The organism is Candidatus Zinderia endosymbiont of Aphrophora alni (assembly GCF_964019745.1).
Taxonomy (GTDB): Bacteria; Pseudomonadota; Gammaproteobacteria; order Burkholderiales; family Burkholderiaceae.
This window is the reverse complement of the sequence record NZ_OZ026462.1, coordinates 272,910-299,336: the sequence shown is the minus strand read 5'-3', so window position 1 is coordinate 299,336 and position 26,427 is coordinate 272,910. Positions and strand designations below refer to the sequence as shown.

Genomic DNA, 26,427 nt, shown 5'->3' with positions numbered 1-26,427 from the left:
TTTTTATAAAATTTTTTATATTTATATAATATATATTTTTTTTAAGGAATTTTAAAATGAAAATAAATAAATTACCTTTATTATTTTTAAAAAATATTGTAATGTTTCCTAACATGATTATTACTTTATTTATTACAAAAAAAAAATTTATTAAAACCGCAACATATGCTATGGATAAAAATATTAATATTATACTTATTGCATATAAAAACTATAAAGAAAATTATGATACATATAAAATTGGTTGTATTTCTAAAATTATACAATTTTTAAAATTTCCAAATGGAAATTTAAAATTATTAATTCAAGGCGTAAAAAAAATAAAAATTTTTAAAATAAAATATAAACAATCTTTTTTAATAAATTTTTTAAAAATTAAAGAATTTAAATATAATAGAAAAGAAATTAAAACTTTACGTAATTCTATTTTAAATAAATTTGAAATTTATACAAAAACAAGTAATAAATTTTATTATAAAATTACAAAATCTTTAAAAAAAATTCAAAGTATTAATAAAATTTTATTTATAATTTCATATTATTTACTATTTACAATAAAAGAAAGACAAAAAATTTTAGAAACTTTAAATATTTTTAGAAAAACAAAAATTTTATTGAAAAAACTTAATAATGAATTAAGTATTTTAGATTATAAAAAAAAAATTTTTAATAAAATTAAAAGAAAGATGGAAAAATCTCAACGAGAATATTATTTAAATGAACAAGTAAGAATAATTAATGAAGAATTAGGAAATTCAAATGATATAAATGATTTTTATAAATTAAAAAAAAAAATTTTTTCTTCTAAAATGTCTAAAGAAGCATTTGATAAATCTATAAGCGAATTAGAAAAATTAAAATTAATGCCAATTATGTCTTCAGAATCTAGTGTAACAAAAAATTATATAGAAACATTAATTAGCTTACCTTGGAATAAAAAAACAATAATTAATAATGATATTTTAAAAGTACAAGAAATTTTAAATTCTGATCATTATGGTTTAAAAAAAATTAAAGAAAGAATATTAGAATATTTAGCGGTACAAAAAAGAATAAATAATCTAAAAGGTCCTATTTTATGTTTTATTGGTCCACCTGGTGTAGGTAAAACTTCTTTAGGTAAATCTATAGCTAAAGCAACAAATAGAAATTTTATAAGAATATCTTTAGGAGGAGTTCATGATGAAGGAGAAATAAGAGGACATAGAAAAACTTATATTGGTTCAATGCCTGGAAAAATTATACAAAATTTAATAAAAGCAAAAGTAAATAACCCATTATTTTTATTAGATGAAATTGATAAATTAGGTATAGATTTTAAAAGTGATCCTGCATCAGCTTTACTAGAAGTATTAGATTCAGAACAAAATAATACATTTTCTGATCATTATTTAGAAGTAGATTTTGATTTATCAAAAGTAATGTTTATAGCAACTGCTAATACTTATAATATACATCCAGCACTTTTAGATAGAATGGAAATAATTAATTTATCAAGTTATACTCCAGAAGAAAAAATAAAAATTGCTTTAAATCATTTATTACCTAAACAAATTAAAAATAATGGATTAAAAAATGAAGAAATTAAAATTTTTAAATCAGCAATAAAAAAAATAATTAATTTTTATATTAGAGAAGCAGGAGTTAGATCTTTAGAAAAACAAATTTCAAAAATTTGTAGAAAAGTTGTAAAAATATTAACATTAAATAAAAAAAAAAAAAAAATCACCATTACTAATAAAAATTTAAAAAAATTTTTAGGAATACCTATTTTTGATAAAAAATTAACAAATAAAAAAAATCAAATAGGACAAATAAATGGATTAGCATGGACAGAAATAGGAGGAGAATTATTAACAATAGAAGCAGTAATATTACCAGGAAATGGAGAAATAATTACTACAGGTACTTTAGGTAAAGTAATGAAAGAATCTATTAATACCGCTTATACTGTTGCACAAATTATTTTATTAAAAAAAGGAATAAATAAAAAAATTTTTAAAAAAAATAATTTACATATTAATATTCCAGAAGGAGGTATTCCTAAAGATGGTCCATCTGCAGGTATTGCTATAACTGTTGTTATAATATCAGTATTTACTAATATTCCTATCAATATAAACATTGCTATGACAGGAGAAATTACTTTAAGAGGTGAAATATTAAAAATTGGTGGTTTAAAAGAAAAAATTTTTGCTGCTTATCAAAATAAAATTAAAACAGTTATTATTCCTAAAAAAAATATAAAAATATTAGAAAAAATTTCTAAAAAAATTAAAAAAAAATTAAAAATTTTACCTATTAATTATATAGAAGATGTTTTAAAAGTTTCTTTAGAAACTGAAATAAATTTATTAAATAAATAAAAATATAATTATTTTTAATTTATATATTTTAATTAAATATTATTTTGAAAATTTATTATATTATATTAAACAATAATTTTTATAATTTAAGAATTGATAAAATCTTATCTATTTTATTTCCTATATTTTCTCGTAATTATATTCAATATTTAATAAAAAAAAAAAATATTTTTATAAATAATAAATTTATTAAAAAATCAATAAAAAATAAAAATTTTAAAATTATAAAAATTATTTTTAAAAAAAATAATAAAAAAAAATGTTTTTTAGGAGAAAAAATTTTTTTTAAATGTATATATGAAGATCAAGAAATTTTAATTATTAATAAACCAATAAAGATTGTTGTACATCCTGCGCCTGGGCATTGGTATGGAACATTATTTAATGGATTATTATATAAATATCCAAAATTAATAAATATTCCCAGATTAGGTATAATACATAGATTAGATAAAAATACTAGTGGTATTATGATTATTGCTAAAACTATATTTTCTTATTATAAATTAATAAAACAATTTAAAGATCGTATTATAAATAAATATTATTTAGCTTTAGTTTGGGGGCATATTAATAAAAAAGGTATAATTAATAATTGTATTATTAGAGATTTTAAAAATAGAAAAAAAATGACTATTTCAAAAAAAAATATTTTTAAAAAATCTATAACTTACTATAAACGTTTAGCAATTAGTAAAATAAAAAAAGTAAAAGTTAGTTTTATATATTGTAAAATAAAAACAGGAAGAACACATCAAATAAGAATACATATGAAAAATTTAGGATTTCCTTTAATAGGAGATAATTTATATGGAAAAAAAAAAAATATTTATAAATTTAAATATCAAGCTTTAATAGCAAAAAAAATTTCTTTTATTCATCCTAAAAAAAAAAAAAAAATTTTTTTTACTATAAAATTATCTTCTTATTTTTTAAATTTATTAAAATAATTTTTTAAAATTAATTATTAAAATAATTTTATTTTTTTATAAAAATTTTAAAAATATTTTTATAAAATATAATATATATAAAAAAAATATTATTAATATTTAAAATATTACTTAATTTAATAAATTACATTATTATTTTTATTTAAAATATATATATTTTTAAAAAAATTTTTAATTTAAATAAAATATAAAAATATAATATTTATATTTTTATATATTAAATTAATATTTTTATAAAAAAATATAATATATTTTATATTATTAAAATATATATTTTAAATAATTTAAAAAAAATAAATTTTAAAAATTTTTAATTAATAATAATTATTACTTATAATATAAATAAAAATATTAATATAAATTAAATTTTATTAAAATAATAATAATCTGCCTTAAGGGTTTCGAACCCATAACCTATGGCTTAGAAGGCCATTGCTCTATCCTATTAAGCTAAAGGCAGATTTTTTTTTATTTTCGGAGTACAAGGATTTGAACCTTGGACCCCCTGGTCCCAAACCAGGTGCGCTACCAACTGCGCTACACTCCGTATATATAAAAAAAAATAAAATTTTAATAATTTATTAATATTTTTAAATTTTATAAAAATTATATATAAATTTTTTTTATAAAAATTATTTTTTTAAAAATAACAAATTTATTTTATTAATTAATTTTAATTTAATAATTTATTTATATTAAATATAAAATATTTTTATTAACTTTTAAATAAAAATTTTAATTTTTTAATAACAAAATTAATAAATTATTTATTTTTATAAAAATTATTATTATTAATTTTAATATTATTTAACATAAAAATATTAATTTAATTTTTAAAGTTTTTTTAAAAAATTTAAATATTTTTTAGGTAATTTAGAAATTAAAAAAATTTTTTTTTTTTTTTTAGGATGAATAAAATATATTTTATATGAATGCAAAAACATTTTTTTAAAAATTAAATTTTTATTTTTTTTTTTTAAATAATTATTTAAAATATGATTACCATATTTTTTATCACCAACAATAGGAAAACCTATAGAAGATAAATGAACACGAATTTGATGTGTATAACCAGTTTTTAATTCAGCTTCTAATAAAGAAAAATTTTTATATTTATTAATTAAAACAAATTTTGTATAAGAAAATTTACCATTATTTTTAATACAAATATATTTTTCATTATTAATTTTTTTTTTACCTAAATATAATTTTATATTATTATAAATATTTTTCCAAATTCCATATACTAAAACTAAATAATATTTTTTTATTAATTTATTACGCATTTGTTCATGTAAAAATTTTAAACAAGAACGTTTTTTAGCTATTAATAAAATTCCTGATGTATATCTATCTATTCTATGAACTAATTCATAAAAATTAGTTTTATTTTTATTATTTTTTCTAATATTTTCAATTAAACCAAAATTAATACCTGACCCTGAATGTACTGCTATACCAAATTTTTTATTTATTATTAAAAGATATTTATCTTCATATAAAATATTTAATTTAATTTTTAATATTTTATTATTCTGATTTTGATTTTGATTTTGATTTTGATTTTGATTTTGATTTTGATTTTGATTTTTTATTAAAGGTAATTTTAGTATATTATTTTTTTCTAATTTATAATAATATTTAACACATTTTTTATTTATTTTTATTTTACCTAAACGTAATATTTTATATATATAATTTCTATTAAAATTATTTAAAAAATTTAAAAGAAAATTATCAATTCTTTGTCCTATATATTTTTTAGAAATTTTTAAAAAAATATATTTATTAATAATCATTATTTTAATAATTTAATTTATTTTATTAAAAAATTTATTATAAATAATTTTATATAAATATTATTTAAAATTTAAAAATTTTTTTTACATATTAATAATATAATTTTTTTTTAATAAAATTTTTAATTAAAATATTTTATATATAATATCAATAAAATTTTTTTATTTTTTTCTTTCATTTTAGTAAATTATTCAAATTATTAAAAAAAAATTATTTAATACCTAAAATTTTATGTAATTTTGGAGATGTTGTTGTATATTGCATAAATATTTTTTTTTTAGGAAAAATATAAATACTTGAACCAAAAGCAGCTAAAGCCGCTTCATGAAAACCTGATAAAATTAATTTTTTTTTTCCTGGGTAAATATTAATATCACCAATTGCAAAAATCCCCGGTATATTTGTTTCAAATGTTTCAAGATTTTTAATAATTATTTGTTTTCTATTTATATCTAATCCCCAATTACTTATTGCTCCAAGTTTAGGAGATAATCCAAAAAAAACTAAAAGCATATCTAAAGGTACACGACGTATTACATTATCAGTACTTATAATTTTAATTTCAGATAATTTTTTTTCTTTATTAATATTAAAACCTATTATTTGACCTATTAAAAATTGCATTTTATATTCTAAACATAAAGATTTCATTTTAGAAACAGATAACGGAGAAGCTCTAAAATTATCTCTTCTATGTATCAAAGTTACAGTTTTTGCTATTTTTAATAAATTTAAAGTCCAATCTAAAGCTGAATCTCCTCCTCCACAAATAATAATATTTTTTTTTTTAAAAAAATTAATATTTTTAACATTATAAAATAGTTGAGAGTTTTTAAATTTATTTATCCCTGATACTTTTAATTCTCTTGGTTTAAATGAACCAACCCCTGCAGCAATAAAAATAGTTTTAGTAATAAATTTTGTTCCTATATTTGTTTCTACATTAAAAAAATTATCTTTTCTTTTTTTAATATTTAAAACTTCTTGATTTAAATGAAAAATAGGATTAAATGGTTCAATTTGTTTTAATAAATTATTAATTAATTGTTTTCCAGTGCACACTGGAACAGCAGGGATATCATATATTGGTTTATCAGGATATAATTCTATACATTGACCTCCAATATTTTTTAAAGAATCAATAATATGAACTTTAATTTCTAATAAACCTAATTCAAAAATTTGAAATAAACCTACTGGTCCAGCACCAATAATTAATGCATCAGTTTTAATAATATTTTTATTCATATATATTTATTATAACAATAATAATTAATTATTAAGATATTTTTAAAATATTTTATATAAAAAAATAATTAAATCTTTAAAAGATGTTTTTTATTTTTTATATTTTTCCATTTTTCTGAACTTTTTAAAGCTTCTTTTTTTTTTGTAATTTGTAACCAATTACTAGATAACTTTTTATTAAGTTCAATAAAATCAAATTGATTTTTTGGTACATCTTCTTCAGCATAAATAGCATTAACTGGACATTCTGCTACACAAACAGCACAATCTATACATTCTTCAGGGTCAATAACTAAAAAATTAATACCTTCTCTAAAACAATCAACAGGACAAACATCTACACAATCTGTATAACGACATTGTATACAAGATTCAGTAACTACATGTGTCATAAAATATTATTTAAAAATATTTATTTTTTTAATTCTATAAAAAATATCTTAAAAAAATATTAATTAATTTTAATATATATAAATTATAATATAAAAATAAATTATTTAATGTAATTTTTAAAAATTATATTTTTTATAAAAATAATATATATATATTATATATAATAAATAAAAAAAATGAAATTTAATATAATAATAATAGGAAGTGGATTAACAAGTTTTATAACAGCTTTACATTTATCAAAAACAAATAATATTATTTTAATAACTAAAAATAAATTATTAAGTGGTGCTAGTATAAAAGCTCAAGGGGGTATTGCGACAGTTTTAAAAAAAAATGATACTTATAAAAATCATATAAAAGATACTTTAAATGCTGGAGTAGGAATTTGTAATAAAGAATCTGTAACTTTTTTTATTAAAAATATTAAAAAAAATATTAAATGGTTAATTAAAAAAAATATAAATTTTACAAAAAAAAATAAAAAATATCATTTAACAATTGAAGGTGGACATTCCAAAAGAAGAATAATTCATATAAAAGATAATACTGGTTTAAAAATACAAAAAAATTTAAAAAAAAAAATAAAAAAAAAAAAAAATATTTTATTATTAAAAAAACATTTTTTAATTGATATTATCATAACAAAAATAAAAAATAAAAAAATAAAATGTATAGGAATAAAAGTTTTAAATATTAAAAATAATAAAATAATTAATATTTATTCTAATAATATTATTTTAACAACAGGTGGTATAGGTAATATTTATGCTCATACTTCTAACTCTAATTCCTCTACAGGAGATGGAATTGCAATAGCTGCTAGAGCAAAATGTAGAATAGTAAATATGGAATTTATGCAATTTCATCCAACATGTTTATATAAAAATAAATATAAAAGAAAATTATTAATTAGTGAAGCTTTAAGAGGAGAAGGAGCAATATTAACAATCCCTAAAAATATTATTAATAATATTTTTAATTCATCAAGATTTATGTATAAATATTCTAAAAAATTAGAATTAGCTCCAAGAGATATAGTAACTAGAGCTATTAATAATGAAATGAAAAATTTAAAACTTAATTTTTTAAATTTAGATATAAGTCATAAAAATTCTTTTTTTATTAAAAAATATTTTCCTTATATTTATAAAAACTGTTTATTACATAAAATTAATATTACTAAAGAACCTATACCTATTATACCAGCGGCACATTATATATGTGGAGGAATATTAACTAATACTTTTGGTTGTACTGATATAATAGGACTTTATGCAGGAGGAGAAACAACTTTTACAGGTTTACATGGTTCTAATCGTTTAGCAAGCAATTCTTTATTAGAATGTTTAGTTTCTGGTTATAATATTTATAAATATATAAAAAAAAAAAAAAATTATAAAAGTAAAAATTTATTTTACAATAATATTTATATAAATAAAATTTTTAAAAAAAAAAAAATATTTAAAATTAAAAATAATTTAAGATTATTAATGTGGAAAAATGTAGGAATAATTAAAACAATTTATAAATTATTATTAACAAAAAAATATATTTTCTTTTTAAATAAAAAAATTAATATTTATTTTTTAAAAAATAAAATTTCTAAAATTATTTTAGAATTAAGAAATTTAATAAAAATATCTTTTATAATAATTAAAAGTGCATTAAATAGAAAAGAAAGTAGAGGCGCTTATTATATTAATAATTATCCTAAAATTTCAAATATAAAAATAAATACAATTATAAAATAAAAAATATTTAATATTTAATATTTAATATTTATTTATTTATTTATTTATTTAATAAATAAATTATTTATTAAATTATAAAATTAATAAAGAAAAATCTATAGATTTTAAATTTTTTGTTAAAATTCCTAAAGAAATTCTATCAATATCAAGTTCAGCGATTTTTCTAATATTGTTAGCATTAATATTACCAGAAACTTCTAAAGAAGCTCTATTCTTATTAATTTTAACACTTTCTTTAATCATATCAAATGTAAAATTATCTAATATAATTGAATTAGCTCCTAAATTTAAAGCATCATGTAATTCATTAATATTTTCTACTTCTATTTGAAAAATAATATTATTTCTAATAAGTATTTTTAATATATTTTTTATATCACCAAACATTTTTATATGATTTTCTTTTATTAAAACCCCATCATACAAACCTAAACGTTGATTTATTCCTCCACCAACAATTACTGCGTATTTTTGTGCAATTCTTAATCCAGGAATAGTTTTTCTTGTATCTGTAATATATGTATTAGTATTTTTTACTAAATTAACAAATTTTCTAGTAATTGTTGATACTCCAGATAATAATTGTAAAAAATTTAATATAATTCTTTCAGATAATAATAAAGAATGTATATTTCCTATTAAATTACAAACTTCTGAATCTTTTTTTACAAAATCTCCATCAGAAAATTTCCATTCAATTCTTAATTTTTTATCAATTTTTGATAAAATTGAATTAACCCAAAACATTCCACATAAAATAGCATCACTACGAACAATAATTTTTGCTTTAACTATTTGTTTAAAAATAATAATTTTACTTGTAATATCACCAAAATTTTTTAAATCTTCTTCAATAGCTGCACTAATAATTTTATTCATTTAAATAAAATTTTTAAAAAAAAAATAATATTTTTATTTATTAAAAATAATATTATTTATAATAATTTATTTTTAAAATTTTTTGAAAAATTTAACATTTTTTTTATACATTTTTTAGCTTTTTTTGCTATTAAAGTATCAATTTTAATTTCATTAGAATTTATTTTTAAAACTTCTTCAAGTTTAATTAAATTATTCATTTCCATCCAAGGACAATGTGTACAACTTTTACATGTTGCACTATTACCAGCAGTAGGAGCCATAAAAAATATCTTTTCAGGAGATAATAATTTCATTTTATGAAGAATACCTTTATCAGTAGCAACTATAAATTTTTTTACATTATATTTTTGAGAAGCTAAAATTAATTGAGAAGTTGAACCAACAATATCTGCTTGAGAAATAATATCTATAGGAGATTCAGGATGTACTAAAACTAATGCATCTGGATATTTTTTTTTCATTAATTTTAATTCTAAATTTTTAAATTCTTCATGAACAATACAAGAACTATTCCATATTAACATATCAGCTTTTGTTTTTAATTTTATATAATTTCCTAAATACTTATCTGGAGCCCAAATAATTTTTTTCCCTTTATTATGTAAAAAATTAATAACATCTAAAGCTATTGAAGATGTTACCATCCAATCAGCCCTAGCTTTAATTAAAGCATTAGTATTTGCATAAACTACAACAATTCTTTCTGGATGTTTATTACAAAAATCATTAAAATCATTAAAATTACAACCTAATTCTAATGAACATGTTGCATTTATATCTAACATTAATATTTTTTTTTTTGGACTAATAATTTTTGCTGTTTCACCCATAAACTTAACTCCAGCAATAATAATAGTAGAAAAATTATGATATTTTCCAAAACGAGCCATTTCTAAAGAATCAGCTACACATCCACCTGTTTCTTCAGCAATATCTTGTAAATCATTATTTACATAATAATGAGCTATTAAAACAGCTTTTTTAATTTTTAATAATTTTTTAATACTTTTTTTTAAAATTTTACGTTTTTTAATATTAACTTTTAATTTTGTTTCAGACCAAGCTTTTAAAGTTGTAATCTTACCATTTAAATTTTGTCTTTGAAAATTAAACCACTTAATAGAAGATATCATAATTAATATTTAAATAATATAAATATATTTTATATATTATATTAAAAAAAATATAAAAATTATTTTTTATATTTTAAAAAAAATTGTTGTTTTTTAATTTCATATAAACATATTCCTAAAGCTACAGAAACATTTAAACTTTTTATATTACTAAACATAGGAATTTTAATTAAAAAATCACAATTTTTTTTTATTAATTGACGAATACCTTTATTTTCAGAACCTAAAATTAATGCCCAAGAACCTGTAAAATTCATATTATATAAATTTTTATTTAAATTATTACAATCCATACCTATTATCCAAACACCTTTTTTTTTTAATAAATTAATTATATTAATCAAATTAGAAACTTTAAAAAAAGGAATATTTAAAGATGCTCCACTAGAAACTTTTGTAACAGTTGAATTTAATTTAACTGATTTATTTTTTGCAATAATAACTGCTTTAACACCAAAACAATTAGCAGTACGTAAACATGCACCTAAATTATGAGGATCAGTAATTCTATCAAGAATTAAAAATAAAGAATTTTTTTTTATATTATTAATATAATTTTCAATTTTTAAAAAAGTATTTTTTTTATATATTAAAGCAACTATACCTTGATGAGCATTTGTTTTAGATATTTTAAATAAATAATTTTTATCTACTTTTTTAATTAAATTTTTTTTTTTTGATAACAAATTTAAAATTTTTTTTATACGAATATCATTTCTATTATAATTAATATAAATTTTATTTATTAAAAAAAATTTATTTTTTATACAAGAAAAAATTGAATGAAAACCAAAAATAATATTTTTTTTCATATAAATAATTATATTTTTTTTAAAAATTTTTAAAATTTACTAAAAATATTTTTTTATTATAATAATTATATTAAAAAATAATATTTTTATAAATATATAATATAATATTTATATTATATTTTTAATATTTTTTTTTTTTAAAAAAATTTTTTATAATACATAACTAAATATTATAACATTTATGAAAATAAATAACAAAGAAATTTTAAATATTATTTTAAATAAATACGCAAAAAATAAAAATGATACAGGTTCTACAAAAGTTCAAATAGCTATTTTAACTTATCGTATAAATAATTTAAATATACACTTTAAAAAAAATAATAAAGATAATCATTCAAAAATAGGACTAATAAAAATAATAAATAAAAGAAAAAAATTATTATTTTATTTAAAAAAAAAAAATGAAAAAGAATATAATTTATTAATTAATAAATTAAAAATAAGAAAATAAATTATATTAATATGTAAAGGAATTTGTGTTTAAAAAAATTATTAAAGTTTTAAAAATTAAATCTTATAAAATAATTTTAGAAACTGGAGAAATAGCTAAAAAAACTTCTAGCTCAGTAAAAATTACTGTTAATAATACAATAGTTTTAGTAACTGTTGTTAATAATTTACAAAAAATTAAAAAAAAAAATTTTTTTCCTTTAACTATTAATTATATAGAGAAATTATATTCAATAGGTAAAATTCCTGGAGGATTTTTTAAAAGAGAAGGAAAACCATCAGAAAGAGAAATAATAATATCTCGTTTAATTGATAGATTAATTAGACCATTATTTCCAAAAAATTTTTTTAATAAAATACAAATTATAATTCATACTTTATCTGTAGATAAAGAAAATGATCCAGATATTTTAGCAGCTATAGGAGTTTCAGTAGCAATATCTATTTCAGGAATACCTTTTAAAGAATCTATTGCTACAATAAGAATAGGATATATTAATAATAAATTTATTTTAAATCCTACTATTTCAGAATTAAAATTTTCAAAATTAAACTTAATTTTATCTGGAACAAAAAAAAAAATTTTAATGCTTGAAGCAATTTCAAAAGAAATATCAGAAAAAAAAATATTAAAAGCTATAACTTTTGGACAAAAAAAAATTAAAATAATAATAGATTTTATAAATAAATTTAAAAAAAAAGTAAATAAAAAAAAAATAAATTGGAAACCTGAAAATAAATATAAAATATTTAAAATTAAAAATTTAATAAAATATAAATTAAAAAATATATATAAAATTGATAATTTATTATTAAATAATAATAAATTAAATTTAATAAAAAAAAAAATTTTTTTAAGTTTAAATAAAATAGAAAAAAAAAAAATTAAAGAAATTAATAATTTTTATTTAAAAACAATTTTTAAAAAAAATAAAAATAAAATTTTTAATGGAAATTCTAGAATAGATAAAAGAGGAATAATGGATATTAGACCTATAAATATAAAAACTAGTATTTTACCTAGAACACATGGATCTATTCTTTTTACTAAAGGAGAAACTCAAGCATTAGTAATAACTACTTTAGGATCTTCAAAAGATGAACAAAAAATTGAAACTTCTTTAGGAGAACATTCAGAAAGATTTATGTTACATTATAATATGTTACCTTTTGCTACTGGAGAAATAAATAAAATAAATTTTCCAAAAAGAAGAGAAATAGGACATGGATATTTAGCAAAAAGAGCATTAATAAATTCATTACCTAATATAAAAAATTTTAATTATTCAATAAGAATTGTTTCAGAAATTACAGAATCTAATGGTTCTTCTTCAATGGCTTCTGTTTGTGGAGGATCATTAGCTTTAGTAAATGCTGGTGTTCCAATAAAAAATTATGTTGCTGGGATAGCAATAGGATTAATAAGAAATAAAAAAAAAAATATAATTTTAAGTGATATTTTAGGAAAAGAAGATCAATTAGGGATTTTAGATTTTAAAATAACTAGAACTATTAAGGGAATTACTGCTTTACAAATGGATATAAAAACTACAGGGATAACAAAAAAAAATATTTTTCGTGTTCTAATGCAAGCAAAAGAAAATCTTTTAAAAATTTTAAAAAAAATGGAAAATTCACTTTCTATAAAGAAAATAAAACTTTCAAAGTTTGCACCACATTTAATAAAATTTAAAATTAATCCAAAAAATATTAAAAATATAATAGGTAAAGGTGGTTCAATAATTAAAAATATTATACAAAAAACTAAAACAAATATAGATATTAGTAATGAAGGAATAATAACTATATTATCAATAGATAAAAAAACAGGACAAAATGCAAAAAAAAAAATTGAAATACTTACAAAATCTATAAAAATAGGAGAATTTTATAAAGGAACTGTAATAAAAATATTAGAATTTGGCGCTATAGTTCAAATTATTCCAGGTAAAGATGGTTTATTACATATTAACCAAATAACAAATAAAAAAAAAAAATCTATAAAAGATTTTTTAAAAAAAGGACAAATAATTAAAATTAAAGTAATAAATTGTGACAATAAAGGAAGATTAAAATTTTCTATGAAAAAAAAAAAATATTAAAAATATAATATATAATATTAATTATATGTAATATATTTTTTTTATTTAATAAATATATAAATATTAAAATATTAAAATGAGACGAAAAATATATAAAAGTTTTTTATTTTTACTTTTATTTTTTTTAATTTTTACACATATAAAAAGAATTAACAATTCAAAAATTATTCTTTATAAAAAAATTCCATACTCAAAATTTATAAATGATATAAAAACAAAAAATATTAAGAAAGTTTTAATAAATAATAATATTTTAAAAGCAAAAAATTTAAATAATGAATATATTAAAACAACAATTACTTCTTTAGATAAAAAATTAATATCACGTTTAATAAAAAATAAAATTATATTTGAAGTAAAAAATGGTCATCAAAAATCTTGGGTACTACAAACATTTTTATCATGGTTACCAACTTTTATGGTAGCATTTTTTTGGATGTTATTTATAAAAAATATGCAAAATAGTAAAAATGTAAATTTTTCTTTTAATAAATCTAAAGCTAAAATGATAAATACAAAAGATAATTTTATAAATTTTTCAAATGTTGCAGGGTGTAATGAAGCTAAAATAGAATTAAAAGAAATAATAGAATTTTTAAAAAATTCTCAAAAATTTAAAAAATTAGGTGGATACATGCCACATGGAATATTAATGGTAGGCCCTCCAGGAACTGGTAAAACATTATTAGCAAGAGCTATCGCAGGAGAAGCAAAAGTTCCATTTTTTACTATCTCAGGTTCTGAATTTGTAGAATTATTTGTAGGTCTTGGCGCTTTAAGAGTAAGAAATATGTTTAATAATGCTAAAAAATATTCTCCATGTATAATTTTTATAGATGAAATAGATGCAGTAGGAAGACAAAGAGGATATGAATTATCTGGTGGAGGTAATAGTGAAAGAGAACAAACTTTAAATCAAATATTAGTAGAAATGGATGGTTTTGAAAAAAATTCTGGAATTATAATAATAGCAGCCACTAATAGAGTTGATGTTTTAGATAAAGCATTATTAAGACCTGGAAGATTTGATAAACAAATATTAATTACATTACCAGATGTTAAAGGAAGAGAAGAAATTTTAAAAATTCATATTAAAAAAGTACCTATATTAATTAATATGAAAATAAGTATTTTAGCAAGAAGTACCCCAGGTTTTTCTGGTGCAGATTTAGCAAATTTAGTTAATGAAGCAGCTATTAATGCAGCTAGTTTAAATAAAAAAGTAGTAGAAATGGAAAATTTTGAATATGCTAAAGATAAAATTATTTTAGGCCCAGAAAATAAATCAATATTTATTCAAGAAAAAGATCGTATTAATACTGCTTATCATGAATCAGGACATGTAATAGTAGCAAAAACATTTCCAAAATCTGACCCAATTCATAAAGTTACTATTATACCTAGAGGATATTCTTTAGGAATTACTTGGCAACTACCTAAATATGATAAAATTAATTTATATAAAAAAAGAATTTTAGAAAAAATTTCTATTTTATTAGCTGGTAGAATATCAGAAGAAATATTTACAAAAAATTCTTCTACAGGCGCTTCTGGTGATTTTAAAAGAGCCACAAAATTAGCTAAAGATATGGTAATATGTTATGGTATGTCAAAAATAATAGGAGTTGTATATCATAAAAATGATGATTCTTTTAATAAAAATTATAATAAAAATATTTCTGAAAAAACAAAATACAAAATTGATAAAGAAATTAAAAAAATTATTAATACACAATATCAAATTTCAAAAAATATAATAAAAAATAATAAAAATAAAATAAAAATAATGGTAAAAAAATTATTAAAAAAAGAAACTTTAAATTCAAAAGAAATAAATAAAATTATGAAAATTAAAAATTAACTTTTTAATTATTTAAAATAAATAATTAATTTTATAAACAAAAATAATTATATTTTATATATAAAATATAAATAAAAAAAATTTAATTTTTAAAATATTAAATATATTATCATTTTTTTTTTTTTAAAAAATATTATTAAAAAATTAAAATAAATATAATTTTATTAATTTTATAAAAAAAATATTAAAATATATATAATATATATAAAAAATTAAATATAATATAAATTATTTTATAAAAATATTAAAAAATATAATATATTTTTTTTTATAAAAAATTTTAAAAAAATAAATAAAAATATTTATATATAAATTTAAAAAAATTTTATATTAATTAATAATATTAAAATAATTTATTATATTATAAATAAAAATTTTAAAAAATTTATAATTTAAAAATTATTTATATAATATATTTAAAAAATATAATAATTATAATAATAAAATTTTATAAAATATAAAATATATATATTACAACATATTAAAATAATACTATCATTTTTAATATGTTGTATAATATATATATATTTTTTTTTAAAAATACAGAAAATTAAGGAGTTTGAATATTAGAAGCTTGTTTACCTTTAGCACCTTGTGTTATTTCAAATTGTACTTTTTGTCCTTCTTTTAAAGTTTTAAATCCATTCATTTGAATAGCAGAAAAATGCGCAAATAAATCTTCACTACCATCATCTGGAGTTATGAAACCAAAACCTTTAGAATCATTAAACCATTTTACAATTCCTGTTGCCATAAAATTTTTCTTGTAAATATAAAAATTATTTAAATACCAAAACACATTACATATATATAAAATATATATAATTTATAATTATTATATAATAAAAATATTACAAAGTATATATTTTATTAAAATAAATAAAATATACAAAAAAATATGTATAAAATGTATGTAATTATTACTTTTTTACAAATTTTTTCAGGATTAATTATTATTATTTTAATATTATTTGAAAATAATAAAAATATTAATATATATAACAATAAATCTTATTTAAATTTTTTAGATTATGATGAATATTATCATTTTTACTTTAAATTAATCATAACTATAATAATAATATTTTTATTATTAACAATAACTTCTGTATATTTTAATAATAAAATTTTTATTAAAAATAATAATAATTAAAATTAACTATATAAAAATATTTAAGTATTTTTAAAATACCGATGTGGTGAAATGGTATACACGTTACCTTAAGGAGGTAATAGCGTAAAAGCTATACGAGTTCAATTCTCGTCATCGGTATAAATTTTTTTTTTAATATGTATAATAAAAATTATTTAAAAATATTATTATTTATATTTATAGGAATAACAATAGGTATTATTCCTCAAATTATTGGTTATATATGTGGACCACATAAATCATATAAAGAAAAAAATTCTTCATACGAATGTGGTTTTAATTCTTTTAAAGATTCAAGAATAAAATTTAATATTAAATATTATTTAATTGCAATTTTTTTTATTTTATTTGATATAGAAAGTATTTTTTTTTTTCCTTGGTGTATATCTATGAAAAAAATAGGAATATATGGATATATTACTATAATGATTTTTATTTTTGAACTTATTATAGCTTTTTTATATATATTAAAAGAAGGAGCTTTAGAATGGTAATAAAAAATGTTAAATAATAATAAATTACATAATGGATTTGCTACAACAACATTAAATAAATTAATTAATTGGGCACAAAGTGGTTCTATGTGGCCAATGACTTTTGGTTTAGCTTGTTGTGCAATAGAAATGATGCATGCTGGTGCTTCAAGATATGATTTAGATCGTTTTGGAGTAATGTTTAGAGCTTCTCCTAGACAATCAGATGTTATGATAATTGCTGGAACTTTATGTAATAAAATGGCACCTGCATTAAGAAAAGTTTATGATCAAATGCCTGAACCAAGATGGGTAATATCTATGGGCTCATGTGCTAATGGCGGTGGATATTATCATTATTCTTATTCTGTTGTTAGAGGATGTGACAAAATAGTACCTGTTGATATATATGTTCCAGGTTGTCCACCTACTCCAGAAGCATTAATAAATGGAATAATACAATTAAAAAATAAAATTAAAAATCAAAATATTATTAATAAATAATTTTAATTTGTAAAAATTAAATGAAAAATGAAAAACTTAAAAAATATATTTTTAAAATTTTAGGTAATTTTATAGAAAAATTTAAAGAAGAATTTAATGAAATTACTATTGTAATAAAACCAAAAAATTATTTATTTTGTATGAAAAAAATTTTTAATAATAAAAAAACACAATTTAAAAAATTAATAGATATTTGTGGTGTAGATTATTTAACTTATAAAAATAAATTTAAAAAAAATATTAATAGATTTGCTGTTATTTATCATCTTTTATCTATTAAATATAATTGGAGATTAAGAATAAAAGTATTTATTAAAAATAATAATAATCCTAAATTACCTTCATTAACAAATATTTGGAAATCTGCTAATTGGTATGAAAGAGAAATTTATGATTTATATGGTATAATTTTTACTAATCATAAAAATTTAAATAGAATTTTAACTGATTATAATTTTATAGGACATCCTTTAAGAAAAGATTTTTTAGTTTATGGATACACAGAAATATATTATGATAACTCTAAAAAAAATGTAAATTATAAAATTATAGATATTAAAAAACCATTTATACCACAAAGAATTATAAAATAAATTACTAAATTTTAATTATTTTAAAAATATAAATTAAAATAATATGAATAAAAAAAAAAAATTTATATTAAATTTTGGTCCTCAACATCCAGCAGCACATGGAGTTTTACGTTTAATATTAGAATTAGATGGAGAAATAATTAAAAAAGCTACACCTCATATTGGTTTTTTACATAGAGGAACAGAAAAATTAATAGAACAAAAAACTTATCTTCAATCAATTCCATATATGGATAGATTAGATTATGTTTCTATGATGTGCAATGAACATGCTTATGTTTTAGCTATAGAAAAATTATTAAAAATTGAAATACCAATCAGAGCTAAATATATTAGAGTTATGTTTGATGAAATAACAAGAATATTAAATCATTTAATGTGGTTAGGTTCTCATGCTTTAGATATGGGAGCAATGGGGGTTTTTTTATATACATTTAGAGAAAGAGAAACATTAATTGATTGTTATGAAGCAGTATCTGGATCTAGAATACATGCTGCTTATTATAGACCAGGAGGAGTTTATAGAGATTTACCAGAAAAAATGCCAAAATTTAAAAAAATTTTTAAAAAAAATAAAAATTATTTAAATAAAATAAATGAAAATAGACAAGGATCTTTATTAGATTTTATTGAAGATTTTACTAAAAAATTTCCTAAATATATCGAAGAATATGAAACTCTTTTAACAGATAATAAAATTTGGAAACAAAGATTAAAAAATATTGGTATTGTAACACCAGAAGATGCTATTTCTATGGGTTTTACTGGTCCTATGCTTAGAGGTTCTGGGGTTAAATGGGATTTAAGAAAAAAACAACCATATGCTATATATGAAAAAATAAATTTTTCTATACCAATTGGTAAAAATGGTGATTGTTATGATAGATATCTAGTAAGAATGCAAGAAATGAAAGAATCTAATTTAATAATTAAACAATGTATAAATTGGTTAAAAATAAATCCAGGACCTATAAAAATTAATAACCATAAAATTTCTCCTCCAACTAAAAATAATATCAAAAGTGGTATGGAAGAATTAATACATCATTTTAAATTATTTTCAGAGGGGTTTTGTCTTCCAGAAGGAGAAGTATATTCAGCTATTGAACATCCTAAAGGAGAATTTGGAATATATATTATTTCTGATGGAGCTAATAAACCTTATAGAATTAAAATAAGATCTCCAGGATTTGCACATTTACAAAGTTTTAATAAAATGGTTAAAGGTCACATGTTATCTGATGCTGTTGCAATAATAGGAACACAAGATATTGTTTTAGGAGATATAGATAGATAATAATTAAAATTATTTTTAATAAATAATTTTTAATATAAATATTTTTTAAAAATTTTAAATATGATTTTAAATAAAAAAATTTTAAATAAAATAAATAATGAAATTAAAAAATATCCTATAAATAAAAAAAAATCTGCTTTAATATCAGCATTAATAATTCTTCAAGAAAACTATGGTTGGTTATCTAAAAAACTTCAAAAAAAAATAGCAAAATATATTAATATACCATATATATCAGTATTAGAAATAATTACATTTTATAAAATGTATAATTTAAAACCTCAAGGTAAATATAAAATAACAATATGCACAAGTTTATCTTGTGTACTCTCAGGAGCTAACAAAATTAAATCATATTTAATAAAAAAATTAAAAATTAATTTTAATGAAACAACTTTAAATAAAAAAATTACACTAATAAATGGAGAATGTATAGGAACTTGTGGTAAAGGACCAGTAATTTTAGTAAATAATAAATATATATATAATAATATTACAAAAAAAAAAATTAATAAATTATTAAAAAAGGAGTTTAAATAATGTCATGTTTACACAATAAACATATAAATCCATTAATTTTCTTAAATTTAAATGGTAAAAATTGGCATTTAAATGATTATATTAAAAGAGGTGGTTATAAATCTTTAAAAAAAATATTATATAATAATATTAATCCTAAAAAAATAATAAAAAAAATTAAAAATTCTGGATTAAGAGGAAGAGGAGGAGCAGGGTTTTCAACAGGATTAAAATGGAGTTTTATAAATTATAAATATCCGGGACAAAAATATTTAATTTGTAATAGCGATGAAGGAGAACCAGGAACTTTTAAAGATCAAGATATAATACTTTATAATCCACATGCAATAATAGAAGGAATGATAATAGGAGGATATACTATGGGAATAACAATAGGATATAATTATATTCATGGTGAAATTTTTAAAGCTTATCAAAGATTTAATATTGCTATAAAAGAAGCAATAGAAGCAAATATTTTAGGAAATAATATATTAGGAAGTAATTTAAAATTTAATTTATATATTCATAGAAGTTATGGTTCTTATATTTGTGGAGAAGAAACAGCATTATTAGAATCTATAGAAGGAAAAAAACCCCAACCAAGATTTAAACCTCCATTTCCTGCAAATTTTGGTTTATATGGAAAACCTACTATTATAAATAATACAGAAACTTTTGCTTCCATTCCATTTATTATTAAATTAGGTGCAAAAAAATATTTAAAAATTGGCAAACCAAATAACGGAGGAACAAAAATTTTTTCTATTTCTGGTGATATAAAAAATCCAGGAAATTATGAAGTACCTTTAGGAACACCATTTAAAAAATTATTAAAAATTTCTGGAGGAATGAAAAATAAAAAAAAAATTAAATCAGTAATTCCTGGAGGTATATCTACACCAATACTTTTAGGAGAAATTATGATAAAAATTAATATGGATTATGATGATATTTTAAAACATGGCTCTATGTTAGGTTCAGGAGCAGTAATAATTTTAAATGAAACTAGATGTATGGTAAAAATTTTAATGAATATTTCAAATTTTTTTAAAAAAGAATCTTGTGGTAAATGTACACCTTGTAGAGAAGGAACTGGTTGGATATACTCAATAGTAAAAAAAATAGAAAATGGATTTGGAAAAGAAGAAGATTTAGAAAAACTTTTATTAATATCAAAAAATATTTTAGGAAATACAATTTGCGCTTTAGGAGATGCAGCTTCTATTTCTACTTCATCTTTTATTAAAACTTTTTATAAAGAATTTTTATATCATATAAAATATAAAAAATGTTTAATATTTTAATATATAAAAAATATATATTTTATAAAAATATTAAATAATTTTAAAAATATAATTTATAAATTTTAAAATGATAAATATTAAAATTAACAAAAAAAAATTTTTTATTAAAAAAAAAAATACAATATTAAATATTGCTAAAAAAAATGGGATATATATACCATATTTTTGTTATCATAAAAAATTATCTATTTCTGCAAATTGTAGAATGTGTTTAATAGAAATTAAAAATTCTATAAAATTATTACCAGCTTGTGCAACAGAAATAAGTGATGGAATGATTATAAAAACTAATTCTAAAAAAGTAATAGAAGCAAGAAAAAATATTTTAGATTTTTTTTTAATAAATCATCCTTTAGATTGTCCAATTTGTGATAAAGGTGGAGAATGTAAATTACAAGATTTTTCTATGAAATATGGAAATTTTTTTTCTAAAGATTATAAAAATAAAAGAGTTTTTTTAAAAAAAAATGTAGGTCCTTTAATTTCTATGAATGAAATGAATCGTTGCATTAATTGTACTAGATGTATAAGATTTAGTGAAGAAATTGCTGGTAATTCAGAAATAGGAATAATTAATAAAGGAGAAAAATCAGAAATTATTACATTTTATGGAAAAAAAATAAATTCAGAATTATCCGGAAATATGATAGATATTTGTCCAGTAGGTGCAATAACTTCAAAACCTTTCAGATTTAAAGCAAGACCTTGGGAATTAAAAAATAAAAAATCTATAAGTCCTTTTGATAATTCTGGATCAAATTTAACAATTCAAATAAAAGATAATAAAATATTAAGAATATTACCATATGAAAATAAAAATATTAATGAATGTTGGATATCAAACAAAGAAAGATTCTTTTATGATGGATTATATAATAATAGAAATTTATTACCAAAAATAAAAATTAATAAAAAATGGGAAGTAGTAAAATTATCAGAAGCTTTAAAATATATAAAAAATAAAATTATAGAAATTCAAAAAAAATATAATTCAAATTCTATAGCCACAATTTGTAATACATCTTCAACTTTAGAAGAATTATTTTTAATAAAAAAAATTACAAAAAAAATAAATTCACCAAATATAGATTTTCGTCTTAGACAAACAGATTTTAATTTAAATAATAAAATTATACCATGGTTAGGTATAAATATTAAAGATATTCCTAATATTAACGGAGCTTTTATAATAGGATCTTTTTTAAAAAAAGATCATCCAATAATTTCTTTAAAAATTAGACAATCAATTAAAAATGGTTCAAAAATTAATATTTTAAATGCAAATTATAATGATAATTCAATTTTAATAAATAATAAAATTATTATTCAACCATCTTTATGGGTAAAAATTCTTTATGAAATTCTTGTATATATATTAAAAAAAAAAAAAAAAAAAATCCCAGAATTTATTACTAATATTAAAATTTCTCAAAAATCAAAAAATATTGCAAATGATTTATTATTTTTAAAAAATACAATTATTTTATTAGGTAATTTAGTAACTCAACACCCAGAATACTCACAAATACATATAATTTCACAAACAATTTCTGAAGAAACAAATTCAAAATTAGGATATTTAACAGAAGCAAATAACATTATTAGTGGATATATAACAAAAGTTTTTTCTAAAAATAAAAATATTAATTCTAAAACTTTATTTAAAAATTTATACAAAAGCTATATATTATATAATGTAGAACCTGAATTTGATTGTTATAATCCTATATTAACAAAAAAAGCTTTAAAAAAATCGAAATTTACAGTTGTTATTTCTCCATTTATACATAATATGAAATATGCGCATGTAATTTTACCAATAACACCTTTTACAGAAAATTCTGGAACATTTATTAATGTTGAAGGAATTCCCCAAAGTTTTAAAAGATCAATAAAACCATTAAATAATATTATTTCAGGATGGGAATTATTATGCAAATTAGGAAAAATATTTAAAATACCTAATTTAAATTATAAATCTTCATTAGAAATAAAAGAAAAAATTTTTACAAATAAAAATGAAATTATTAATAAATTAAATAATTATTGTAAATTAAAATTTAAACCAATAAAAAAATATAATAAATTATTACTAGAAAGAATTTCAGATATACCAATTTATTTATCAAATTCTATTTTAAGAAGATCTAAAATACTTTCAAAAACTCAAGATTCTCAAGAACCTAAAATATTAATTTCAAAAAAACTATCAAAAAAATTATCTATTTCAAATTATAATATAATTTATATTAAACAAAAAAAAGGTTATGCAATTTTAGAAGCGTATATAGATAAAAATTTACCAGAAAATGTTATACAAATTTCTGCTGCACATAAAAAAACTTCTAATTTAGGAAAAATGATAGGAAATATTAAAATAAAAAAACATTATATTAATAATAATTAATAATTTTTTTTTTTTTTTTTAAAAAAAAAAAATATTTTATATGATAAAAATTTATAATTTTAATATTTTTTATGAAATAATAAAAATATTATTAATAATAATACCATTATTAATTTGTGTAGCTTATTTAACTTATATAGAAAGAAAAATTATTGCTTGGTTACATTTAAGAGTAGGTCCCAATAGAGTAGGTTTTAAAGGTTTATTACAACCTATCGCTGATACTTTAAAATTAATATTTAAAGAAATTATAATTCCAAAAAAATCAAATAAAATTTTATTTCATATTGCTCCAATTATAACTATAATGCCAACTTTAACAGCTTGGGCAATAATACCTTTTGGTCCAAAATTAATTTTTACTAATCTTAATACAGGTTTATTATTTATAATAGCTATAACTTCAATAGAAGTATATGGAATAATTTTTGCTGGTTGGTCATCAAATTCAAAATATGCTTTTTTAGGAGCAATGAGAGCAGCAGCACAAATGATTTCATATGAAATAACAATGAGTTTTTCTTTAATAATAGTTATATTATTAACTAAAAGTGTAAAATTAATTAAAATAGTTAATTTTCAAAATAATGGATTTTTTGCAAAAAAATTAGGATTAAATTTTTTATCTTGGAATTGTTTTTTAATTTTTCCAATATTTATAATATATTTTATTTCTGGGATTGCTAAAACAAATAGACATCCTTTTGATGTTGTTGAAGGTGAATCAGAAATAGTTGCAGGTTATATGGTAGAATATTCTGGAATGTTATTTGCTATATTTTTTTTATCAGAATATACAAATATAATTTTAATTTCTATATTAACAACATTAATATTTTTAGGAGGTTGGATAGCTCCAATTAAAATTTTAAATTTTATTCCAAATTTTTTTTGGTTAGGAATTAAAACTTTTTTTTTAATATTTATATTTATTTGGATAAGAGGTACTTTACCTAGATATAGATACGATCAAATAATGAAATTAAATTGGAAATTTTTTCTTCCAATTACTTTTATATGTTTTATTATAATCGCTACTATATTACAAATAAATATTTTTAAAAAATAAAATTATATAAAAAATGTTATATATAAAAAAAAAAATTAAAAATTTTTTTTTAGTAAAATTTATTAAAAGTTTTTTATTAACAATAAAATATTTTTTTTCAAAAAAAATAACTATTTATTATCCAGAAGAAAAAACTCCAATTTCACCTCGTTTTAGAGGATTACATGCATTACGTAGATATCCAAATGGCGAAGAAAGATGTATAGCATGTAAATTATGTGAAGCTATATGCCCTGCTATGGCTATAAATATAAAAATAAAAGAAGATAAAAATGGTTCTAGAAAAACTAAAAAATATAATATAGATTTAAAAAAATGTATTTTTTGTGGTTTTTGTGAAGAAGCTTGTCCAGTAGATTCAATAGTACAAACACATATTTTCAAATTTAATGGTAATAATAAAAAAAATTTATTTTTAACAAAAAAAATGTTACTTAAAAATGGTGATAAATATGAAAAAAAAATTATGAAAGCTAGAATAGCCGATTCTAAATATATTTAATAATAAAATTTATATAAATTTAATGAATATTAAAATATTATATTTTTTAACATCTTCAATTTTAATGTTAATTTCAGCTTTACAAGTTATATTAAATAATAATCCAATTAATTCTGCATTATTTTTAATATTAACATTTTTTTTAATGTCAAATATTTGGTTTTTTTTAAAAATTGAATTTTTAGCTACAATATTAATTGTTATATATGTAGGTTCTATAATGATATTATTTTTATTTATTATTATGATGATGAATTTAAAAAAAAATAAAAATAAAAAAATAAACTTTAAAAATTTTTTATTAACAATAATACCTTTAATAATAATATTATATAAAATAATATTTTTTATTTATAAAAATAATTTTCATAAAATTAAAATTAATAATTTTATAAAAATAAATCATAATAATATTAAAAAATTAGGAATTATTATATATACAAAATATATATATGCTTTTGAAATATCATCTATAATTTTATTAGTTTCTATAATAGCTATTGTTTCAATAATTATTAATAATAAAAAAAAAATAAAATATTAAAATGAATACCTTTTATTATTTATTAATAAGTTCAATATTATTTATAATTTCTATATTAGGAATATTTTTAAACAAAAAAAATATAATAATAATAATTATGTCTTTAGAATTAATGTTTTTATCAATAAATATGAATTTTTTAATTTTTTCAAATTTTTTTAATGATATTTTAGGACAAATTTTTGTATTTTTTATTTTAACTGTTTCTGCTGCAGAAACAGCTATAAGCTTAGCTTTTTTAATAAAAATGAATAAAAATTTAAATAATATTAATATTCAAAAATTACATAATTTAAAAAAATAAA

At 17.5% G+C, this 26,427-nt stretch carries 25 protein-coding genes and 3 tRNA genes; 19 read left to right on the top strand and 9 right to left on the bottom strand.

Annotated features, from left to right (window positions below; genetic code table 11):
* Window positions 1–56 precede the first annotated feature (56 nt).
* Entirely contained in the window at window positions 57–2,366 is a 2,310-nt protein-coding gene (gene lon, locus AACL00_RS01470) for an endopeptidase La (protein WP_339044922.1), read from the top strand.
* A gap of 44 nt (window positions 2,367–2,410) precedes the next feature.
* Window positions 2,411–3,316 carry an RluA family pseudouridine synthase gene (locus AACL00_RS01465; protein WP_339044921.1) on the top strand — a complete coding sequence of 302 codons (906 nt, stop codon included), beginning with the start codon at window positions 2,411–2,413 and terminating at the stop codon, window positions 3,314–3,316.
* A 386-nt stretch (window positions 3,317–3,702) separates the two neighbouring features.
* Here the strand turns inward: AACL00_RS01465 and AACL00_RS01460 are convergent.
* The 5 genes from AACL00_RS01460 to fdxA form a co-directional block, all read right to left on the bottom strand.
* Window positions 3,703–3,776, bottom strand: a tRNA-Arg gene (locus AACL00_RS01460).
* Window positions 3,777–3,790: 14 nt separating this feature from the next.
* A tRNA-Pro gene (locus AACL00_RS01455) sits at window positions 3,791–3,863 on the bottom strand.
* A 286-nt stretch (window positions 3,864–4,149) separates the two neighbouring features.
* Window positions 4,150–5,115, bottom strand: coding sequence for an RluA family pseudouridine synthase (locus tag AACL00_RS01450; protein ID WP_339044920.1), 966 nt, complete (start codon window positions 5,113–5,115; stop codon window positions 4,150–4,152).
* 211 nt (window positions 5,116–5,326) lie between these two features.
* Window positions 5,327–6,364, bottom strand: coding sequence for an NAD(P)/FAD-dependent oxidoreductase (locus AACL00_RS01445; RefSeq protein ID WP_339044919.1), 1,038 nt, complete (start codon window positions 6,362–6,364; stop codon window positions 5,327–5,329).
* A gap of 68 nt (window positions 6,365–6,432) precedes the next feature.
* Entirely contained in the window at window positions 6,433–6,756 is a 324-nt protein-coding gene (gene fdxA, locus AACL00_RS01440) for a ferredoxin FdxA (protein WP_339044917.1), read from the bottom strand.
* Window positions 6,757–6,933: 177 nt separating this feature from the next.
* On the opposite strand from fdxA, the gene nadB reads away from it, so the two are divergent.
* Window positions 6,934–8,511: an L-aspartate oxidase gene (nadB, locus tag AACL00_RS01435; protein ID WP_339044915.1), complete on the top strand. Its 1,578-nt coding sequence runs from the start codon at window positions 6,934–6,936 to the stop codon at window positions 8,509–8,511.
* 72 nt (window positions 8,512–8,583) lie between these two features.
* Here the strand turns inward: nadB and nadC are convergent, their stop codons facing one another.
* From nadC to rlmB, 3 genes are read right to left on the bottom strand one after another with little or no spacing between them, the layout of a single operon-like run.
* Window positions 8,584–9,390 carry a carboxylating nicotinate-nucleotide diphosphorylase gene (gene nadC, locus AACL00_RS01430; protein WP_339044914.1) on the bottom strand — a complete coding sequence of 269 codons (807 nt, stop codon included), beginning with the start codon at window positions 9,388–9,390 and terminating at the stop codon, window positions 8,584–8,586.
* Window positions 9,391–9,446: 56 nt separating this feature from the next.
* The gene (gene nadA, locus AACL00_RS01425; protein WP_339044912.1) at window positions 9,447–10,526 is read right to left on the bottom strand and encodes a quinolinate synthase NadA; all 1,080 of its coding nucleotides are present in this window, start codon (window positions 10,524–10,526) and stop codon (window positions 9,447–9,449) included.
* 59 nt (window positions 10,527–10,585) lie between these two features.
* On the bottom strand, window positions 10,586–11,338 hold the full coding sequence (gene rlmB, locus AACL00_RS01420) for a 23S rRNA (guanosine(2251)-2'-O)-methyltransferase RlmB (protein ID WP_339044910.1): 753 nt from the start codon (window positions 11,336–11,338) through the stop codon (window positions 10,586–10,588).
* Between the two features lie 181 nt (window positions 11,339–11,519).
* Between rlmB and rpsO the strand changes: the two genes are divergently transcribed.
* The 3 genes from rpsO (at window position 11,520) to ftsH (ending at window position 15,754) form a co-directional block, all read left to right on the top strand.
* Window positions 11,520–11,792 (top strand): 30S ribosomal protein S15, encoded by a 273-nt coding sequence (gene rpsO, locus AACL00_RS01415; protein ID WP_339044908.1) that lies wholly within the window; start codon window positions 11,520–11,522, stop codon window positions 11,790–11,792.
* A 25-nt stretch (window positions 11,793–11,817) separates the two neighbouring features.
* A complete protein-coding gene (gene pnp / locus AACL00_RS01410) occupies window positions 11,818–13,893 on the top strand; it encodes a polyribonucleotide nucleotidyltransferase (RefSeq protein WP_339044906.1) in 2,076 nt (691 codons plus the stop codon).
* A 76-nt stretch (window positions 13,894–13,969) separates the two neighbouring features.
* Window positions 13,970–15,754, top strand: a complete 1,785-nt coding sequence (gene ftsH / locus AACL00_RS01405; RefSeq protein ID WP_339044904.1) for an ATP-dependent zinc metalloprotease FtsH — start codon at window positions 13,970–13,972, stop codon at window positions 15,752–15,754.
* Window positions 15,755–16,304: 550 nt separating this feature from the next.
* Here the strand turns inward: ftsH and cspE are convergent.
* Window positions 16,305–16,508 (bottom strand): transcription antiterminator/RNA stability regulator CspE, encoded by a 204-nt coding sequence (cspE, locus tag AACL00_RS01400; RefSeq protein WP_339044903.1) that lies wholly within the window; start codon window positions 16,506–16,508, stop codon window positions 16,305–16,307.
* Window positions 16,509–16,652: 144 nt separating this feature from the next.
* On the opposite strand from cspE, the gene AACL00_RS01395 reads away from it, so the two are divergent.
* From AACL00_RS01395 to nuoK, 13 genes are all read left to right on the top strand, one after another.
* Window positions 16,653–16,907 (top strand): hypothetical protein, encoded by a 255-nt coding sequence (locus AACL00_RS01395; protein WP_339044902.1) that lies wholly within the window; start codon window positions 16,653–16,655, stop codon window positions 16,905–16,907.
* Between the two features lie 37 nt (window positions 16,908–16,944).
* A tRNA-Leu gene (locus AACL00_RS01390) sits at window positions 16,945–17,027 on the top strand.
* Window positions 17,028–17,044: 17 nt separating this feature from the next.
* Complete coding sequence (gene ndhC / locus AACL00_RS01385; protein WP_339044900.1) at window positions 17,045–17,401, top strand: NADH-quinone oxidoreductase subunit A; 357 nt, start codon at window positions 17,045–17,047, stop codon at window positions 17,399–17,401.
* Window positions 17,402–17,407: 6 nt separating this feature from the next.
* Window positions 17,408–17,884, top strand: a complete 477-nt coding sequence (locus AACL00_RS01380) for an NADH-quinone oxidoreductase subunit B family protein (protein ID WP_339044897.1) — start codon at window positions 17,408–17,410, stop codon at window positions 17,882–17,884.
* Between the two features lie 20 nt (window positions 17,885–17,904).
* Window positions 17,905–18,477, top strand: coding sequence for an NADH-quinone oxidoreductase subunit C (locus tag AACL00_RS01375; protein ID WP_339044896.1), 573 nt, complete (start codon window positions 17,905–17,907; stop codon window positions 18,475–18,477).
* Between the two features lie 43 nt (window positions 18,478–18,520).
* Window positions 18,521–19,774 (top strand): NADH-quinone oxidoreductase subunit D, encoded by a 1,254-nt coding sequence (locus tag AACL00_RS01370; RefSeq protein ID WP_339044895.1) that lies wholly within the window; start codon window positions 18,521–18,523, stop codon window positions 19,772–19,774.
* A gap of 60 nt (window positions 19,775–19,834) precedes the next feature.
* Entirely contained in the window at window positions 19,835–20,314 is a 480-nt protein-coding gene (gene nuoE / locus AACL00_RS01365; protein WP_339044894.1) for an NADH-quinone oxidoreductase subunit NuoE, read from the top strand.
* Complete coding sequence (gene nuoF, locus AACL00_RS01360; RefSeq protein WP_339044893.1) at window positions 20,314–21,600, top strand: NADH-quinone oxidoreductase subunit NuoF; 1,287 nt, start codon at window positions 20,314–20,316, stop codon at window positions 21,598–21,600. Before nuoE ends, nuoF begins: the two co-directional genes overlap by 1 nt.
* 67 nt (window positions 21,601–21,667) lie before the next feature.
* Window positions 21,668–24,007 carry an NADH-quinone oxidoreductase subunit NuoG gene (gene nuoG / locus AACL00_RS01355; protein WP_339044892.1) on the top strand — a complete coding sequence of 780 codons (2,340 nt, stop codon included), beginning with the start codon at window positions 21,668–21,670 and terminating at the stop codon, window positions 24,005–24,007.
* 40 nt (window positions 24,008–24,047) lie between these two features.
* Entirely contained in the window at window positions 24,048–25,076 is a 1,029-nt protein-coding gene (nuoH, locus tag AACL00_RS01350) for an NADH-quinone oxidoreductase subunit NuoH (RefSeq protein WP_339044891.1), read from the top strand.
* Window positions 25,077–25,089: 13 nt separating this feature from the next.
* Window positions 25,090–25,578 (top strand): NADH-quinone oxidoreductase subunit NuoI, encoded by a 489-nt coding sequence (gene nuoI, locus AACL00_RS01345; RefSeq protein WP_339044889.1) that lies wholly within the window; start codon window positions 25,090–25,092, stop codon window positions 25,576–25,578.
* A 22-nt stretch (window positions 25,579–25,600) separates the two neighbouring features.
* Window positions 25,601–26,122: an NADH-quinone oxidoreductase subunit J gene (locus AACL00_RS01340; RefSeq protein ID WP_339044888.1), complete on the top strand. Its 522-nt coding sequence runs from the start codon at window positions 25,601–25,603 to the stop codon at window positions 26,120–26,122.
* A complete protein-coding gene (gene nuoK / locus AACL00_RS01335; protein WP_422388891.1) occupies window positions 26,118–26,426 on the top strand; it encodes an NADH-quinone oxidoreductase subunit NuoK in 309 nt (102 codons plus the stop codon). Before AACL00_RS01340 ends, nuoK begins: the two co-directional genes overlap by 5 nt.
* Window position 26,427: the final 1 nt, after the last annotated feature.